The organism is Pseudomonas sp. F007 (assembly GCF_057814275.1).
In genome coordinates, this window is sequence record NZ_JBVATA010000013.1 from 113,075 (window position 1) to 129,769 (window position 16,695).

The following is a 16,695-nucleotide window of genomic DNA, read 5'->3' on the forward strand; positions in this document are numbered from 1 at the left end:
CGGGCGATTCGAGGCCTACAAGAAATACTTGAGGTTGAAGCCGATGTTGTCGCGGTCGCGAATGCCGTTGTTCTGGCCGCCGCCGTAGAACTCGGTGTACTGCAGCTCGGCTTCCATACGGTTCTGGTAGTTGGCCTTGATTCCCAGGGTGTAGGCCTTGCGCCCTTCGATGGTGTTGCCGGCCTGGTAGCTGTTGCCCTTGAAGTCGTCCTTGTAGACCACGTACGGCGAGACGTTGACCCCGGCGTACACGTCGTTCCAGGTGCCGTTGAACATCGCGGTGTAGCTGTAGGAGTTGCGATTGACCTGGTCACCCCGATCGCCACCGGACACATAGGAGTAGTTACCGGTACCCGCGTAGTAACGGCGGCTGCCGTCGTAGGCGGTGTATTGCAGGCTGCTGCCGCGCAAGTGCTCGGAGGCCAGTTCGAAGACCCCGAACATCGAGTCGAACGACAGGCTCGGGCCGAAGTTGTAGATGCTGCCCAGCGAGGTGTTGAAGGCTTCGACGCGCTCGGCGTTGTTGATCTGGCTGTCGAGCTGGACCATCTGCCCGCCGATGTTGATGGTCTTGCCGGAGGCCGCAGCGGCAGCGCCGTTGGCCAGGTCGCCGATCAGGTCGTTGGTGGCCGCGACACCGATTGGCAGATTCGGCCGGTACGCCACTTCACCGAACACCGAGGCCTGGCCGAGGGTGGTGTTGAAGCTGAAGCCGTACATGCGGATATCTTCGGCGTAGCGCCGGTGCGCCTGGATGTTGCCCATCACGTCGGCGGTGACCAGGCCGTTGGCCAAGGCTCCGGCCTGACTGCCGGCGACACCGCTCAACAGGTTGGTCAGGGCATCGATGTCGACGCCCTGGTAACCGCCGAGGTCAGCGGAAATGGTCGGTTCCTTGGCGTGGTAGTTGACCATGTACAGGCCGAACTCGGTGCTGTTGAGCTCTTCGGCGATGTAGCGAAAGGCAAAGCCGAACTGGCCATCGTTGCGGGCGTTGTAGTCCTTGCCCACCGAGGCCACCTTGAGGGTGTTGCCAAACGCCGGCGTCACGCCGTTGGCGTACAAGCCGGTGGTGCCCAGCGCCTGCTTGAGGAGCGGGTTGTTGCCCAGCGCGCCGTACAGGTCGATGACATTGCCGAAGCCCGGTACCGGGGTGTCGAGGGCGGTGCCGGTGAAGTCGTTGTAGGCGGTGTTGCCACCGTCGGCGAACAGGTCGGTCTGCGAGTAGAAGGTGCCGACCGGGTCGATGCGGGTTTCTTTCCAGTTGGTCTGGTAGAAACTTTCCATGGTCAGGTTATCGGTGAGGCCGATGTTGAAACTGACCGCCTCCACCGGCATCAGCACTTCCTTGACCTCGGCGCCCGGCAAGCGGTATTTGGCCGCGTCCACCGGGTTGGTGGTGTTGACCCCGCCGCGATAGAAAATCCCCTCACCCCAGTTGAACACCTGGCGCCCCAGCCGCGCAGTCACCGGCATTTGCGCCACGTCCCAGTTGCCATAGACATAGGCATCGAGCATCTCGATGCGGCTGCCGGCGATGTCGCGGGTCTGCTCGGTGAAATGGTCGTCGTGGGGGTTGCTCTGGCTCGGCTGCGACGGGTTGTTGTTGCGGTAGTAGTCGTTGCGCTTGTCCATCAACTGGGTGTCGTAGAACGCAGTGCCGCGCATGAACACGCCGTAGTTCTGGTAATTGGCTTCCAGTTCCGAGGTGATCTTGTACACCTCGGAAACCAAGCCGGTGTCGAAGTTGCGATTGCCGTCGTTGGTGTTGACGTCATCGTTGCTCTTGTCGCGACCCTGCACCCGCCACAAACGGCCATAGGACAACGTGCTGTCGAACGAGCCGGTGACCTGATTGTCCAGCACCTTGAACTCGGCCGCCTGCACGCCCTCGACCGCGCACAGTTGCAACAGCCCCACCAGCCCTACCCCGGAAATCGCTGCGCCAGACTGGCGTAGTCGAATGTTCATGCGGTGTTCCTCCCTTCCCTGATCTTGTTGTTTTTGTCTGCGCGCGGCCCCGATTTTGTAGGAGCGAGCTTGCTCGCGAAAAACCTGAGAGCGCCGCGCTTATCCAGAATGTCCGCGTTATCGTTGACGTCCTTCGCGAGCAAGCTCGCTCCTACAGGGAGGCATCATTCAGCCAACCGAACGGGCATCATTCAGCCAACCCAGCCCGCACAAAATTGCGGCTATGCGCACCGAAATGCCCCAGCAGCGTGAACAGTTGCTGGTTGAGCAACGGATGGTCGTAGTCTTCGCGCTGCACCTGATTGCCGGCGCTGAAATTGTTGGTCGCCGGTGCCGTGGCCAACCACTGCCCGATGGCCTCGTCGAACGTTGCACCCGCCGCAGCGGACTGGGCGCTGACCACTTCACGCAGGTAGTCCACCGAGTACGGCGGATAGACCCCATCCTCGGCGGTCTCAACGTAGGCCTGGAGCATCGGGTGCACCTGCTCCCCGCCGCGCAGCAGGCGATACAGCCAGGCCGCCTGGTATTTCTCGACTTCCATGTGCCGGGTGGCGACGCGCTCGACTGCCGCCCGCTTGTCGTCGCCATACCCGGCCAGGGCCTTGCCCTCCATCAACAACATGCTTGCCAGCTCGACGCCGGGCAGCGGTTTGGCGTGGTAGGGCTGGGTCAGGTCCTGGACGTGGTGCAGGCCCCAGCCGAGAAAGCGGTAGCCCCAATACGGATGCCCGGTGGCGAAGGCCAGGCGTGCCAGGCCCAGGTATTGATAGGCGCGCCAGTCCGGCCAACTGCGCTCGAGGAATCCGGCGGCGGCATACACCACCGGGTTCTCGTGGAAGAAGCCCATGTGAAACGGCGCCTGGGAGCTGTACTCGAAACGCTCGTCGCCGAACGACTGCGGACCGAAGCCATAGAGCGCCGCGACCTCCCCCGGGTTGTCGCTGAACAGGTTGATGTCGTGCCCGTAGTCCGGCTCGTCGGCGGCGCTGGCCAGTACCGCGAGGGCGCTGACTTGTTCGCCGTCCGCCAGGGCGATGAAGCGCTGGCGATTCCACGGTGACAGGGTCTGCGCGACCATTACCTGGTCGGCCTTGAGGTGTTCGCGTTGTGGCAGGTCCTGCCCAGGCAACGGCTGGATGACCATCGCCAGGTGAATCTGTGGATTGACCCGCAGCGCCATGAGGAAGGCATGGCGCAGATTGTCCCCCGGCACGACCGGCAACTTCAGGCTGTCAGGCCGCGGCGGGTATTGGGCAAAGTGCTGACGGGCGAAGGTTTCCTGTTGCTCCAGCAGCGAGACGATCGCCGGATATTGCGCGCCGAGGAAGGTTTCCAGCGGTTCGACAGCGACCTGCGGCGCGTCCTGCACCTCGGGCAACGCCTGCAATGCCAGGTAGCTGCCCACCGTGTGGTTGGACCAACCCCAGGCCGTCGGGGCGACGGCGCAGAGCAGCAACAGGAGTGACGTCAGCTTCATTGCTCGAGGTTCTTATTGGAGGTCTTGTAGGGACGAGCCTACAGAGCGACCCCGCCCCTGACACTGTCCAATCTCGCCATAAAAACTCTCAAATAGCGCCAGCGAGGTGCGTCAGCCGGCGCCTCAGGCCGGGTAACCGGTGATCTGCCGAATGCTCTGGTACAGCGGTTTGAGCTGGCGATACATGCGCAGGTAAACCTCCTGGTACAGGCGCTGATAGACCTGCTGCGCCTGCGGCTGCGGGGTGAACACCGTGCCGACCCGAGTCATCGCGGCGATGGCCGCCGGGAAATCGGCATGCAGGCCCAGGCCCACCGCACAGCAGATCGCCGCGCCCAGGCCGGATGCTTCATAGACGTGGGGACGCTCCGCCGGCAGGCCGAAAATGTCCGCCGTCAGTTGCATTGCCGCGTCGCTTTGCGACCCGCCGCCCGCCACCCGCAAACGCTGGATCGACTGCCCGGAACGCTGCTCGATGCGCTCCTTGCCCTGGCGCAAGGCATAGGCCAGGCCTTCGAGGATCGCCCGGTAAATGTGCGCGCGGGTGTGCACGTCGCCAAAACCGATCATCGCGCCCTTGGCCTCGACGCCGGGGTCGCGAATCCCCGGCGACCAGTAGGGTTGCAGCATCAGCCCCATGGACCCCGGCGGCACCGCGTTGACCAGCGCATCGAACAACTGCTCAGGCTCGATGCCCTGCTCTTTGGCCTGCTGCATCTCGCGCAGGCCGAACTCGTTCTTGAACCAGCTGACCATCCAGTAGCCGCGATAGATCATCACTTCGCAGTTGAACTGATCGGGCACCGCCGCCGGATACGGCGGGATCAGCGGGACGATTTCCAGGTAGCGCTGGCGGGTGGTGGTGATGGTCGCGGTGGTGCCGTAGGACAGGCACACCGTCGACTCATCGACCACCCCGGCGCCGAGCACCTCGCAGGCTTTATCGGCGCCAGCAGCAATCAGCGGCACGCCTTCGGGAATCCCGGTATGGCGGCTGGCCTCGGCGCTGATGTGGCCGAGGGTTTCGCCGGGCTTGAGCAGGCTCGGCAATTGCTCGGCGCGCACCGCCAGCGCCTGCCATTTCCAGTCCGACGGCGCGGCCCAGCGCAGGCGCTTGAAATCGAACGGCAGGTAGCCGACGCAGGCGCCCACCGAGTCGACAAAACGCCCGCACAGGCGATGGGTGAGGAAGCCCGAGAGCAGCAGCAATTTGTCGGTGGCGGCCCACACGTCGGGTTGGTGCCGGGCAATCCAGTTGGCCTCGGCCTGAGCCCGGAAGTAGTCCACCGTGGCCTGGGCGCCTACCAGTTTGAACAGCCAGCCCCAGGGCCCCTTGATCCCGCCCTCGACTTCGGTCTGGCGCTGATCGAGCCAGAGAATCGCCGGACGCAGCGGCTTGCCCTGGGCATCAACATTGATCAGGGTGCCGCGCTGGGTAGTCAGCGACACGCCGGCGATCTGCGTGCGATCGATACCGGTCTGCTGCCACAACAACTCGCAGGCCTCACCGAGTTTGGTCCAGTAATACTCCGGGTCCTGCTCGGCCCAGCCCGGTTGTGTCGAGTAGTAGGCCTGCAGTTCGACCTTGCCTTTGCCCAACAGATTGCCCTGCAGATCGAACAGCAATGCGCGCACGCTCTGGGTGCCGTTGTCGATGGCCAGCAGGTAGCGCTTATTCTTGTGGTTATCCATGGAGCTCTCTTCGATGGGCCTTCATTGCGTGGCATCCGGCAAACCATGATGGCGCTGCCACAGCGCCCGATAACGTTGCTCTTCTTCTTCCCAACGCGCGTCGTTCCAGCCCAGTCGCGGCTGGCACAGGCGACGGATTGCCGGCAGATAGTGCGCCCCACCCTCGGCCAGCAGCAGCCCAAGTCGGGTACGCCGCAGCAGCAAGTCGTCCAGATGCAGGACCATTTCCGCATCGCAGGCCAGGGCCAGTTCCACCCATAACGTGTCGGTGGCGCCGACGCTGTCGCCGCCCAGTTGCTCGACCAACTGCGCCACGCGCGGCAGGTCGCGGCCATGCCGTCCGGCCAGGCGTCGCCATTGGCTGGCACTGAGGCCGGCAATGGGCAGCGGCTCGACGGCGGCGAACACCGGCGCGCCGTCGTCGCTGAGTTCACGCCCGAGCATCGCTGCGCAGGCCTGGAGCACTTCGATGGCTTGCGGACGAAAAGTGGTCAGCTTGCCGCCCGCCAGGGTCACGCATCCGGGCTCCTGCCACAGCACGTGCTCGCGGGTTTCGTTGGACGGCTGGCCCTGTTGCGCGCCGCTCGAACCGACCACCGGACGCACGCCTGACCAGGTCGAGAGCACGTCATCGGCCACCACCTGGGCGTGGGGAAATTGCTGGGCGCAGGCGGCCAGCAAGTAGTCGAGTTCTTCGCCGCTGATGCTCGCGCTGATGTCCAAATCGGCCTGATGATCGAGGTCTGTGGTGCCGACCACCGTCGCGCCTTCCCAAGGGAAGACGAACACCGGGCGCCGGTCGCGGCTGTGCAGAAAAGTGAAGGCTTGCGCCACCGGCAGGCGCCAGCCCGGCAACAGCAAATGACTGCCACGCAACGGACGCAACTGGCGCACGGCATCGCTCGGCCGCAGACGTTCAGCCCAGGCGCCGGTGGCCACGGCGAGCACGCCACAGCGCAACTGCAAGGTTTCGCCGCCCTCGCTGTCGTGCACCTGAACCCCGCAGACCCGCCCGTTCTCACGAAGCAATTGCTCGACCCGCAGACCATTGAGCGCCACCGCGCCATCGGCCCTCGCCTCACTCAAGACACGCAGCACCAGGCGCGCATCATCGGTCAGCGCATCGACAAAACAGGTGCCACCGAGCAGCCCTTCGTCCTTGAGACCCGGCGCCAGAAAACGCAGTTGCTGCGCATCATGGAATTGGTGACTGCGCCGTCCGGCGAGGTAGTCGTAGACCGTCAGCAGGCCGCCGAACAGCCGCGGACCGGGAAAGCCGCCACGGTAGTGCGGCATCATGAAACTCATCGGTTCCACCAGCCCCGGCGCTTCGTCGAGCAGGCGCTGGCGCTCGTGGACCGAGTCACGGGTCAGCCGCCATTGGCCCTTGGCGATGTAGCGCAACCCGCCGTGGACCATCTTCGAGGAGCGGCTGGAGGTGCCCCAGGCGAAGTCGCGCTGCTCCAGCAACAGGCAGCGCCAGCCGCGTCGGGCCGCTTCGCGCAGGATCCCGGCACCGCTGATGCCGCCGCCGATGACGATCAGGTCCCAGGTCTCGGCGGCCAGGCTCGGCAGCTGCTGCTGTCGCCAGGCGGCATTCCAGTCCAGGCTCATGCCGTCACTCCTGCAACAACGTGCCGGGGTTCAGGCGCCCGGCCGGGTCGAAGTGCCGGCTCAGCGCCTGCAAGGTGTCCATCGCCAGCGCGCCTTTCTCGCGCAGCAGGTACGGCGCGTGGTCCTTGCCGACGCCGTGCTGGTGGCTGATGGTGCCGTGGTTATCGACGATGGTCTGGCTGGCCGCGTGCTTGAGCGCCTGCCAGCGCGCCAGGGTCGCCGGATAGTCGGCGGCCGGGCGAAACACGTAGGTGGTGTAGATGCTCGAGCCTTCGCCATAGACGTGGGACAAGTGGGTGAACACGTGCACCCGCTCGCCCTGCGCCGCCAGACCGTCGCGCAGGCTGCTTTCGATGCGCGTCAGCAGGTTGTCGACGTTGCTCCAGTCGGTGGCGGTTTCCAGGGTGTCGACCACGTAGCCGGCGTTCCACAGGTTCTCGCGCAGGTAGGGAAAGCGAAAGCGGTTCTGCGCCCACTTGTTGCCCAGCAAAGTGCCGGTGAACACCCCGCCAAAGGCTTTCAGGTGCTTGCGTGCCTGACTCAGGGACAGCGCATTCTGCCGGCGGTTGCCGGTGACGCCGAAGGTCAGCATGCACTTGCCGGCGCCGGCACCGCGCAAGGCCAGATACTTTTCCAGCCAGGCGATCTGCTGCGGATGGCCGGCCAGGGCGAGCTGGGTTTCGGTCTCCACCGCGTTCGACAGGCGCAGCATCGACAGCGGCACACAGGCCTGGGCCAACTGGCGGATGGCTTGCAGAGCCTGGTCCCAATTGGGCAGGAACACCCCATAAAAACGTTCATCGGCCGGCAGCGGCGTGACCCGCACCTTGACCTCGGAAATGATCCCGAAGCGCCCTTCGCAACCGAGCACCACTTCGCGCAGATCCGGCCCGGCGGCCGAGGCCGGGAAGGTCGGAATCTGCAGCGGGCCGGCGAAGGTTTCCAGGGTGCCGCCGGCAAACATCTGCTCGATGCGCCCGTAGCGCAGTGACTGCTGGCCGCTGGAACGGCTGGCGACCCAGCCGCCGAGGGTCGACAGCTCCCAGGACTGCGGGAAGTGCCCCAGGGTGTAGCCGCGGGCGCGCAGCTGGCTTTCCACTTGCGGACCGCAGGCGCCGGGGCCGAAGGTGGCCAGCAGGCTCTGCTCGTCGAGGTCGAGCAGGCGATTCATGTGGGCCAGGGAGACGGTCAGCACCGGTCGCTCGGAGTCCAGCGGGTTGATGTGCCCCGCTACCGAGGTGCCGCCGCCGTAAGGAATCAGGCACAGGTCGCGTTCCTCGGCGAGGGCCAGCAGCTTGCGGATCTGCTCGGCGCTTTGCGGGAAGGCGACGGCATCGGGATAAATCCCCGGCGCGCCTTCGCGTAGGGCCAGCCAGTCCGCCAGGCTCTGGCCACGGGCGTGCATCAGGCGGTCCAGGGGGTCGATGCTGTACAGCGAATGTTGCGGCAGGCGCGAGGCCGGGACACGGGCCAGGGCCGACTCGAGGCTGGCATCGGGCAGCGCGCGACCGGCGCCAACCCGTGCCTCGAGAAATCCTGCGCCCTGCGCCGGCAGTTCGACCACCGTGCTTGCATCTCCCCAGCCGTTCCAGCGTCGCATGCGTGTGTCCTTTTGCGGTTCTTATAGGTGACATTTCAGGCGCCTATACTAGCCAGCCGGCAAAACCTGTCACGGTCGCATCGGGCCAGTTCGAGTAGCCAATTGAGTCAAGCCGCGCCGCCGCTCCCAGCCATTTACTTTAGCTGCGGTTTCAATTTACCTTTCAGGGTCTTGCGCTGTGCCCGCCTGCCCCGTTCAAAGGACCCCGATCATGCAATCCCTCGGCTTCACCTCGGTTCCGCCGCTGCTCAAATACGTGCGCCATGCCGAGCAGCTGGGGATGAGCATCGAGCCGGCGTTGGCCGCCGCCGGATTGCAGGCGCAGCAATTGAGCGACAACAGCCTGCGGGTGTCGGGGGAAGCCCATGAACGTCTGCTCGACTACTTCTGCGAACACTCGGGCGATGCGCTGTTCGGGCTGAATTCGGCGCGCTTCGTCTTGCCCAATTCCTGGAGCGTGCTGGGCTACATCACCATGAACTGCGCGACCCTGGGCGACGCGATGAATCGGATCATGCCGTTCGAAAAATTGGTCGGCGACATGGGCGTCAGCCGTGCCGAACTGCATGGGCAACAGGTGCACCTGATCTGGACCTGCCGCCACCAGCGCCCGCGCATCCGCCGCCATCTGGTGGAAAACGTGCTGGGTTCCTGGCTGCAATACGCGCGCTGGATTGCCGATAAGCAGCTGTCACCGGATGCGGTGTGGTTCGAACATCCGCTGCCGGCCAACACCGAGCTGGCGCAGTACCAGGCATTTTTCGATTGCCCGGTGCTGTTTGATCAGCCCTACTCGGCGCTGATCGTGCCGCTGCCTTATCTGCAACTGCCGTTGCGCCAGGCCGATGCGCAGTTGCTGCGCACCCTGGAGGAACATGCTCTGGGGTTGATGGCGACGCTGGAAGACGCGTCGCTGGAGCAGCGGGTGAAAAGCTGCCTGCGTCAGTTGCTCAAGGAAGGATTGCCGCGCAAGGAACAGGTCGCCGAACAATTCGCCGTCTCGGTGCGCACCCTGCAACGCCAATTGCACCAGGCCGGCACCACCTACCAGCAAATCCTCGACGACCTGCGCCAGGAACTGGCCGAGCACTATTTGCTCAACAGCACCCTGCCGATCCAGGACATCGCCCAGTACCTGGGCTTCACCGAACCCCGCTCCTTCCACCGCACCTTCAAAAGCCGCCGCGGCATGCCACCGGGGGAGTTTCGACAGATCCATCGGCAGGGGGATGAGGGTTGAAGTTACGGTGGGTTGGCTGACGCTACGATGTCGCGGATGGCCTCATCGCCAGCAGCGGAGCGCCGCCCGGGCTGCTCCCACAGGTTTTTTGCGACACTCCATACCTTTCGCGAACCCCGCAGATCCCTGTAAGAGCTGGCTTGCCAGCGAACCAGACGCCCCGGTACATCAGACCCACCGCCTTCGCTACAGATTCTATGCCACGCCGCAGATATAGCAGACACCGCAGATCCCTGTAGGAGCTGGCTTGCCAGCGAACCAGACGCCCCGGTACATCAGACCCACCGCCTTCGCCGGCAAGCCGGCTCCTACAGATTCTGTGCCACGCCGCAGATATCGCGGACGCCGCATTTGTGGCATGCCACACATATCGCAAACACCTCAGGTCCCTGTAGGAACGAGCCTGCTCGCGATGGCGGCTATGTGGCGTACCGACGCCCCCGCAGGGAGCTGGGAAGGGGGTGGCAGCTGTGGGCAGGTTGACAGACCGAGGATCAAGGAACCCGGCGCACACTAGGGTGCCCCACACACAGCCGCCATCAAGTGAGAGGGCAAGCAAAACTACCCGCGGCCGGCAATGAGCACAACCCGCAAAAACCGTCGAAACATTCCTCTCCGGGCCACAGAATCGTCATTGCCGGCCTCGGTTTCATTCAGTCCCTGTGCTGACAAACACCAACCGATTCCCAAACGGATCCTTGACGCTCATTTCCCGACTCTCCCAAGGCGTGTCTTCGATGCCAGGGTGGGCATAGCGGTAGTTTTTTGCCAGCAGCTCCTGGTGCAAGGCATCCAGCGCATCGGTCTCGATCCGCAGCGCTGCACCCGGCGAGGCGTCGCCGTGGTGTTCGGACAGGTGAAGCACACAACCGTCGCGCGAGACTTGCAGATAGAGCGGGTAATTGGCCTCGAAGCGGTGCTGCCAATCGAGGCTGAAACCAAGGAAATCGACGTAGAATTCCAGCGCCTTGGCCTCGTCGAAGATCCGCAGGATCGGGGTGATTTTTCCAAAACCCATGGTGATGCTCCCTGATTGAATGCAGAGCATCATAGACAATCCATGCAGTCAGGTATCAGGCGTTAAAGTTGGCGCGCAAATCGCCCTCCCGCGCCAGGAACCGCCCATGCCGCTGACCGTTGGCCTGGCCATCGACGTAACTGCGCACCCCGTTGACCCACACCCCGTCGATGCCCTCGGCCGAACGCTGAGGATCGTTGAAGTCCGCGACATCGCGCACCGTCGCCGGGTCGAACAGCACCAGGTCGGCCCAATAGCCCTGGCGAATCTCGCCTCGCTGTTTCAAGCCAAAACGCGCCGCCGACAGCCCGGTCATCTTGTGCACCGCAGTGTGCAACGGGAACAAGCCGAGGTCGCGACTGAAGTGCCCGAGCACCCGCGGAAAGGCGCCCCACAGCCGTGGATGGGGGAACGGGTCTTCCGGCAGGCCATCGGAGCCGACCATCGACAGCGGATGCGCGAGGATCCGCCGGACATCCGCCTCGTCCATGCCGTAATACACCGCACCCGCCGGCTGCAGACGCCGCGCCGCATCTTCCAGCGACAGGCCCCACTCGGCGGCAATATCGATCAAATCGCGACCGCTGACCTGCGGATGGGGAGTCGACCAGGTGATGGTGATGCGATGGGCATCGGTGACCTGCTTGAGGTCCAACGTCGAAGAACTGGCGGCATAGGGATAGCAATCGCAGCCGACCGGATGGCCCTGCGCCGCCTGCTCCAGCGCCGCCAGCAGTTGCGGACTGCGCCCCCAATTGCCGGCGCCAGCGCATTTGAGGTGGGAAATGATCACCGGGCTGTTGGCCTGGCGACCGATGTGGAACGCCTCATCCATCGCTTCCAGCACCGGTTCGAACTCACTGCGTAAATGGGTGGTGTAGACCGCACCAAACGCCGCCAACTCGGTGGCCAGTTGCACCACTTCATCGGTGGATGCAGCAAAGGCATTGGCATAGGCCAGACCGGTGGACAGCCCCAACGCACCGGCCTGCAGACTGTCGCGCAGTTGCGCGCGCATGGCACTGATTTCAGCGGCGCTGGCGGTGCGCTGCAGGTCATCCAGATGGTTGCTGCGCAGCGCCGTGTGCCCCACCAACGCCGCGACATTCAGCGTCGGCCGAGCCGCCTCGACCGCCGCGCGATAGTCGCTGAAGCGCGGATAGACAAAGGCCGCCGAGGTGCCGAGCAGGTTCATCGGATCCGGCGGATCGCCGCGCAGGCTCACCGGCGAGGCGCTAATGCCGCAGTTGCCGACGATCACCGTGGTCACCCCCTGGCTGAGCTTGGGCAACATCTGCGGCTGACGGATCACCACCGTGTCGTCGTGGGTGTGCACATCGATAAAACCCGGCGCCAGCACCCGGCCGCGAGCGTTGATCACCTCGTCGCCGCTGTCGGCCGACAAGTCACCGATGCGCTCGATCCGCCCGTTCAGAATGCCGACGTCAGCCGAGTACGCCGGACGGTTGCTGCCGTCGATGATCGAGGCGTTGCGGATCAGGGTGTGGTACTGCATGTCAGTCTCCCGGCGGCGAAGGATGGTCACTCACGGATAACCCCTTTGACGAGATGCACAGGAGTATTTTCAACGGGGTTGAGCGAAACGATTGGCGCTATGCTTATCAGATTATCCTTCACTGAGCTGCTTTTATGGCCGAGGCACGTCGCAACAATAAAAAACCCGATGCCGACACCATTTTTCGCGCCATCGCCAGTTCGACCGCGATTGAAACCGGTCAAAGTATCGATGTGATCGAGCGCAAACTCAAAAGCAGAAACAGCAAGTTCCTGCACCTCACTCTGGCGCGGTGAAGAAAACGCCCCGACCCTGCCCTCTTTACACTGATTCACCCCAACACGGCCAGACGAACCCAGTGTTCCATAGGCGTGAATTGCCTATACAGCCCTTGATGGGCGTGACGATTGATCACTCGGATAGCAGCAGGATCCTCCCGTTTTGACGACTCTTCCGAAAATCGCGTGGGATCTTTCCTGTTCGTATCCCGCCATCTTGCATGACATTTCTGAGCCAGTACGGTGCGTTGACTCGGCCTATTTGAGGCCGAGACGTCCCCGCTACACGGGACGCTTGCCAGGAAGGAGTTCAGGCTATGACGACCGGTTATTTTATTCGCAAGGACGACAAGACTTCGTGTGGTGGCACTGTGCTGGAAGGCCAGGAGACCATTTCCAGGATGGGTGGCCACCAGGCGCGCGAGGGAGATCGGGTCTCCTGTGGAAAGAACAAGAAAACCTACACCATCGCGGGAGGCATTCCGACCATGATCAGCGATGGTCGTGCTTTCGCCGGGACCCTGCACAGCGTCAGCGGCTGCCCATGCAGGGCCACATTGATCCATTCATTGACCACACACGCTTACGGCATCGACCCCGATGCGCCGCCAAGAGCAACGCGAAACTCTGCCCCGCCGGCTGCAAGCGCCGCTCCCCAGAACGCGCAAGCGAGCGGTTCTGCCCATGCAGCACCGACCTCGAACCGCTCCGCATCCAGCTTTGTCCCACAGCCGGAAGTGGTCTGTCAGAACATCTGGCGGATGTATCAGGAAAATGCCGAATCCATCGTCGCCCCAGGCGGCGTATTGATTGCCGACCCGAGGGCACGCAATCGGGCGATCAACGCCGCCTACGCTCGCCTTTGGCGGCATGATCAGCGCTTCCAGTGGGCGGGGCTTGCGGCCTTCGCCTCGAAACAGGTGGGCTGCGGTTTGTTGCACGCGGCGCAGTCGATCGAAAAGATCCAGGCCAGCCATGACGCCGGGCAGCAATTGGCGCAGAGCGGCAGGAAGGGCTTTTGGGGGTTGTTCAGTCGCAGTGCCGGCGAACGCAAGGCGGCCGTTGAAGACTTCAAGAACAAACAGCGGGAAGAGGAGCAGGCTCGTCGCGACAACCCGCTGCCGAACATCGACATCAGGCGTGAAGGCGAGCCGTTGTCGCTCACGCAACAGACCTTCCAGCATGTGTACGAGATGCTGGCGTTGGGCAATACCACGCTGTTTCTGGACGTGTATCCATTACACGCTTTCTACGGCGATCGGGGGATGTGGGCGTTGGAGACGTGTTTGTCTGCTCGCAAGGGAATATTTGGGGATGCGAGACATCCGGTGTTGTGGCCTGTCGCTCCGGAGAAGCTGAAGTTTGGGGTCGACCAGCAGGAAATTTTGCATGCTTTCAGGGCCATTGAGGCCGGTAACATCGCGCAAAGCGTTGTCTTTCTTGCTCGGCACGAACAACAAAACATCCTTCAACCGACGATGTACAGTGACGCGCTACTGGTCGCATTGTTACGTGCCAATCATCTGTCCTATGTCACAGGTTTTCCGTCCGGAGCGGCGCAAGCCATCGAGTTGACCCTGGCCAGTCAGTGCAGGCCTATGGACGACGGGCGCACCATTGGTTTTAGCGACGCGCACTTCGCCGACCTGTCCAATCTCGATCAGCGCATGGCGTTTGTCTTGAGGGCAGCAGCACAATTCAACGAACTACTGTCCAGTGCCAGCCGCCACAGAATTGAACGAGCCATTGAGGACATTGCGGCCGGGCGAGGCGTGCATTGAGTCGGCTAGTCGATGTCAGTTGGTGGCGCTATCGGCTGATTCAGCTAGTTATGGTGTTGTTGGCATTGGCGCTGATTCGCCTATGGGCCGAGTCGGGTGAACCTGAGATCGCATTGGTGATTGGTGAACCCTGGGAAGACATGCGCAAACGCTCCAGCGCGAGCATTGGTCCAGCAGTACCCAATCGAGTCTGGTTTCACATGCCCCAGTCCGACGCCCGCCTGCGGTTCATCGATCCGCAGTACGGCTTCGTCACACCACTGGCTCGTTTCTTCACGGTCAACTTCAAAGATGAGCTAGTCGACGGCGTACGCATGTCCCCACAAATCGAACCGCTCTTGCTCGACGAAGCCCTCGCCGTCGTCCTCGATTTGCAGGAGCAATGGCGCCGGAGCGGCTGGACACTCAGGCGCGCCAACAGCTATCCAGCCTTCGCTGACACACCCGAATGGCGCGCCCAATTGCGGGACGTGAACAAAGGCGGGAAAGTTTACTGGGGGGCGGGAGACAAGTATCAGGCAATGCTTGTGCTGCATCGCTTCGGCGACGACAAACGTCCCACGGAAGAGCGCTACCTGATCACCCTAGGGATTCATAAATCGCGAGGCGTGCAATGAATCCGCTCGTCGATGTCAGCTGGTGGCGCCACAGGCTAATTCAGCTGGTTATTGTGTTGTTGGCATTGGCGCTGATTCGTCTATGGGTCGAGTCGGGTGAGCCTGAGATTGCGCTGGTGATCGGTGAACCCTGGGAAGACATGCGCAAACGCTCCAGCGCGAGCATTGGTCCTGCGGTGCCCAATCGTATCTGGTTTCAGATGCCAAAATCTGACGCCCGCCTGCGTTTGGTCGATCCTCGATACGGCTTCGTCACGCCACTGGCCCGCTTCTTCACCATCAACTTCAATGATGAGTTAGTCGACGGTGTGCGCATGTCCCCACAAATCGAACCGCTCTTACTCGACGAAGCCCTCGCCGTCGTCCTCGACTTGCAGGAGCAATGGCGCCGCGGCGGTTGGACACTCAGGCGCGCCAACAGCTATCCAGCCTTCGCCGACACGCCCGAATGGCGTGCCCAATTGCGGGACGTGAACAAAGGAGGGACAACTTACTGGCGGGCGGGAGACAAGTATCAGACGCTGCTCCTGCTGCACCGCTTCCGCGACGATAAACGCCCCACGGAAGAGCGCTACCTGATTACCTTGGGGCTTCACGAGTCGGATGGCATGCCATGAATCGACTCGTCGATGTCAGTTGGTGGCGCTATCGGCTGATTCAGCTGGTCATGGTGTTGTTGGCATTGGCGCTGATTCGCCTATGGGCCGAGTCGGGCGAGCCTGAGATCGCATTGGTGATTGGTGAACCCTGGGAAGACATGCGCCAACGCTCCAGCGCGAGCATCGGTCCAGCAGTGCCCAACCGCATCTGGTTCCACATGCCCCAGTCCGACGCCCGCCTGCGTTTCAGCGATACGCAATACGGCTTCGTCACACCACTGGCTCGTTTCTTCACGGTCAACTTCAAAGATGAGCTAGTCGACGGCGTGCGCATGTCCCCACAAATCGAACCGCTCCTGCTCGACGAAGCCCTCGCCGTGGTCCTCGATTTGCAGGAGCAATGGCGCCGGAGCGGCTGGACACTCAGGCGCGCCAACAGCTATCCAGCCTTCGCTGACACACCCGAATGGCGCGCCCAATTGCGGGACGTGAACAAAGGCGGGAAAGTTTACTGGGGGGCGGGAGACAAGTATCAGGCAATGCTTGTGCTGCATCGCTTCGGCGACGACAAACGTCCCACGGAAGAGCGCTACCTGATCACCCTGGGGATTCATAAATCGCGAGGCGTGCAATGAATCCGCTCGTCGATGTCAGCTGGTGGCGCCACAGGCTAATTCAGCTGGTTATTGTGTTGTTGGCATTGGCGCTGATTCGTCTATGGGCCGAGTCGGGTGAGCCTGAGATTGCGCTGGTGATCGGTGAACCCTGGGAAGACATGCGCAAACGCTCCAGCGCGAGCATTGGTCCTGCGGTGCCCAATCGTATCTGGTTTCAGATGCCAAAATCTGACGCCCGCCTGCGTTTGGTCGATCCTCGATACGGCTTCGTCACGCCACTGGCCCGCTTCTTCACCATCAACTTCAATGATGAGTTAGTCGACGGTGTACGCATGTCCCCACAAATCGAACCGCTCCTGCTCGACGACGCCCTCGCCGTCGTCCTCGATTTGCAGGAGCAATGGCGCCGGGGCGGCTGGACACTCAGGCGAGCCAACAGCTATCCAGCCTTCGCCGACACGCCCGAATGGCGTGCCCAATTGCGGGACGTGAACAAAGGCGGCACCGTTTACTGGCGGGCGGGAGACAAGTATCAGACGCTGCTCCTGCTGCACCGCTTCCGCGACGATAAACGCCCCACGGAAGAGCGCTACCTGATTACCCTGGGGCTTCACGAGTCGGATGGCATGCCATGAATCCACATCGTTACTTCACGGCTTTGGCCCAGCGTCC

14 protein-coding genes are annotated in these 16,695 nt (G+C 62.8%); 6 read left to right on the forward strand and 8 right to left on the reverse strand.

The features are described 5' to 3' along the window. Nucleotides 1-15: 15 nt before the first annotated feature. The 5 genes from ACZYR5_RS28275 to ACZYR5_RS28295 all read right to left on the reverse strand — a co-directional run bounded on the left by ACZYR5_RS28275 (nucleotide 16) and on the right by ACZYR5_RS28295 (nucleotide 8,357). Nucleotides 16-1,971, reverse strand: a complete 1,956-nt coding sequence (locus tag ACZYR5_RS28275) for a DUF1302 domain-containing protein (protein ID WP_489092489.1) — start codon at nucleotides 1,969-1,971, stop codon at nucleotides 16-18. A gap of 187 nt (nucleotides 1,972-2,158) precedes the next feature. Beyond that, nucleotides 2,159-3,451 carry a phospholipase gene (locus tag ACZYR5_RS28280; RefSeq protein ID WP_489092490.1) on the reverse strand — a complete coding sequence of 431 codons (1,293 nt, stop codon included), beginning with the start codon at nucleotides 3,449-3,451 and terminating at the stop codon, nucleotides 2,159-2,161. A 123-nt stretch (nucleotides 3,452-3,574) separates the two neighbouring features. Further along, complete coding sequence (locus ACZYR5_RS28285) at nucleotides 3,575-5,143, reverse strand: FGGY-family carbohydrate kinase (RefSeq protein WP_489092491.1); 1,569 nt, start codon at nucleotides 5,141-5,143, stop codon at nucleotides 3,575-3,577. 21 nt (nucleotides 5,144-5,164) lie between these two features. Next, complete coding sequence (locus tag ACZYR5_RS28290) at nucleotides 5,165-6,757, reverse strand: glycerol-3-phosphate dehydrogenase/oxidase (protein WP_489092492.1); 1,593 nt, start codon at nucleotides 6,755-6,757, stop codon at nucleotides 5,165-5,167. Nucleotides 6,758-6,761: 4 nt separating this feature from the next. Further along, complete coding sequence (locus tag ACZYR5_RS28295) at nucleotides 6,762-8,357, reverse strand: FAD-binding oxidoreductase (protein ID WP_489092493.1); 1,596 nt, start codon at nucleotides 8,355-8,357, stop codon at nucleotides 6,762-6,764. 211 nt (nucleotides 8,358-8,568) lie between these two features. Here ACZYR5_RS28295 and gliR point away from each other — a divergent pair, with 211 nt between their 5' ends. Further along, nucleotides 8,569-9,597: an AraC family transcriptional regulator GliR gene (gene gliR / locus ACZYR5_RS28300; protein WP_489092494.1), complete on the forward strand. Its 1,029-nt coding sequence runs from the start codon at nucleotides 8,569-8,571 to the stop codon at nucleotides 9,595-9,597. A gap of 649 nt (nucleotides 9,598-10,246) precedes the next feature. Here the strand turns inward: gliR and ACZYR5_RS28305 are convergent. Genes ACZYR5_RS28305 through ACZYR5_RS28315 form a run of 3 tightly spaced genes read right to left on the reverse strand, consistent with a single transcriptional unit; the run spans nucleotide 10,247 to nucleotide 12,466 of the window. Further along, nucleotides 10,247-10,615 carry a glyoxalase superfamily protein gene (locus tag ACZYR5_RS28305; protein ID WP_489092495.1) on the reverse strand — a complete coding sequence of 123 codons (369 nt, stop codon included), beginning with the start codon at nucleotides 10,613-10,615 and terminating at the stop codon, nucleotides 10,247-10,249. Between the two features lie 55 nt (nucleotides 10,616-10,670). Then, the gene (locus ACZYR5_RS28310; RefSeq protein WP_489092496.1) at nucleotides 10,671-12,131 is read right to left on the reverse strand and encodes an N-acyl-D-amino-acid deacylase family protein; all 1,461 of its coding nucleotides are present in this window, start codon (nucleotides 12,129-12,131) and stop codon (nucleotides 10,671-10,673) included. A 26-nt stretch (nucleotides 12,132-12,157) separates the two neighbouring features. Then, entirely contained in the window at nucleotides 12,158-12,466 is a 309-nt protein-coding gene (locus tag ACZYR5_RS28315) for a hypothetical protein (protein WP_489092497.1), read from the reverse strand. Between the two features lie 260 nt (nucleotides 12,467-12,726). Between ACZYR5_RS28315 and ACZYR5_RS28320 the strand changes: the two genes are divergently transcribed. From ACZYR5_RS28320 to ACZYR5_RS28340, 5 genes are read left to right on the forward strand one after another with little or no spacing between them, the layout of a single operon-like run. Continuing rightward, nucleotides 12,727-14,190, forward strand: coding sequence for a PAAR domain-containing protein (locus ACZYR5_RS28320; protein WP_489092498.1), 1,464 nt, complete (start codon nucleotides 12,727-12,729; stop codon nucleotides 14,188-14,190). Further along, on the forward strand, nucleotides 14,187-14,807 hold the full coding sequence (locus tag ACZYR5_RS28325; protein WP_489092499.1) for a hypothetical protein: 621 nt from the start codon (nucleotides 14,187-14,189) through the stop codon (nucleotides 14,805-14,807). Before ACZYR5_RS28320 ends, ACZYR5_RS28325 begins: the two co-directional genes overlap by 4 nt. After that, on the forward strand, nucleotides 14,804-15,424 hold the full coding sequence (locus ACZYR5_RS28330; protein ID WP_489092500.1) for a hypothetical protein: 621 nt from the start codon (nucleotides 14,804-14,806) through the stop codon (nucleotides 15,422-15,424). The genes ACZYR5_RS28325 and ACZYR5_RS28330 overlap by 4 nt, the downstream gene beginning before the upstream one ends. Continuing rightward, nucleotides 15,421-16,041 carry a hypothetical protein gene (locus ACZYR5_RS28335; protein WP_489092501.1) on the forward strand — a complete coding sequence of 207 codons (621 nt, stop codon included), beginning with the start codon at nucleotides 15,421-15,423 and terminating at the stop codon, nucleotides 16,039-16,041. Before ACZYR5_RS28330 ends, ACZYR5_RS28335 begins: the two co-directional genes overlap by 4 nt. Next, nucleotides 16,038-16,658 carry a hypothetical protein gene (locus tag ACZYR5_RS28340; protein ID WP_489092502.1) on the forward strand — a complete coding sequence of 207 codons (621 nt, stop codon included), beginning with the start codon at nucleotides 16,038-16,040 and terminating at the stop codon, nucleotides 16,656-16,658. Before ACZYR5_RS28335 ends, ACZYR5_RS28340 begins: the two co-directional genes overlap by 4 nt. The last annotated feature ends 37 nt before the right edge of the window (nucleotides 16,659-16,695 follow it).

Excerpts from the sequence above, each read along its gene's own strand:
- ACZYR5_RS28295 (WP_489092493.1), bottom strand. The coding sequence starts at position 8,357 with ATGCGACGCTGGAACGGCTGGGGAGATGCAAGCACGGTGGTCGAACTG.
- ACZYR5_RS28305 (WP_489092495.1), bottom strand. The coding sequence starts at position 10,615 with ATGGGTTTTGGAAAAATCACCCCGATCCTGCGGATCTTCGACGAGGCC.
- ACZYR5_RS28320 (WP_489092498.1), top strand. The coding sequence starts at position 12,727 with ATGACGACCGGTTATTTTATTCGCAAGGACGACAAGACTTCGTGTGGT.
- ACZYR5_RS28285 (WP_489092491.1), bottom strand. The coding sequence starts at position 5,143 with ATGGATAACCACAAGAATAAGCGCTACCTGCTGGCCATCGACAACGGC.
- ACZYR5_RS28280 (WP_489092490.1), bottom strand. The coding sequence starts at position 3,451 with ATGAAGCTGACGTCACTCCTGTTGCTGCTCTGCGCCGTCGCCCCGACG.
- ACZYR5_RS28275 (WP_489092489.1), bottom strand. The coding sequence starts at position 1,971 with ATGAACATTCGACTACGCCAGTCTGGCGCAGCGATTTCCGGGGTAGGG.
- gliR (WP_489092494.1), top strand. The coding sequence starts at position 8,569 with ATGCAATCCCTCGGCTTCACCTCGGTTCCGCCGCTGCTCAAATACGTG.
- ACZYR5_RS28335 (WP_489092501.1), top strand. The coding sequence starts at position 15,421 with ATGAATCGACTCGTCGATGTCAGTTGGTGGCGCTATCGGCTGATTCAG.
- ACZYR5_RS28340 (WP_489092502.1), top strand. The coding sequence starts at position 16,038 with ATGAATCCGCTCGTCGATGTCAGCTGGTGGCGCCACAGGCTAATTCAG.
- ACZYR5_RS28310 (WP_489092496.1), bottom strand. The coding sequence starts at position 12,131 with ATGCAGTACCACACCCTGATCCGCAACGCCTCGATCATCGACGGCAGC.
- ACZYR5_RS28290 (WP_489092492.1), bottom strand. The coding sequence starts at position 6,757 with ATGAGCCTGGACTGGAATGCCGCCTGGCGACAGCAGCAGCTGCCGAGC.
- ACZYR5_RS28330 (WP_489092500.1), top strand. The coding sequence starts at position 14,804 with ATGAATCCGCTCGTCGATGTCAGCTGGTGGCGCCACAGGCTAATTCAG.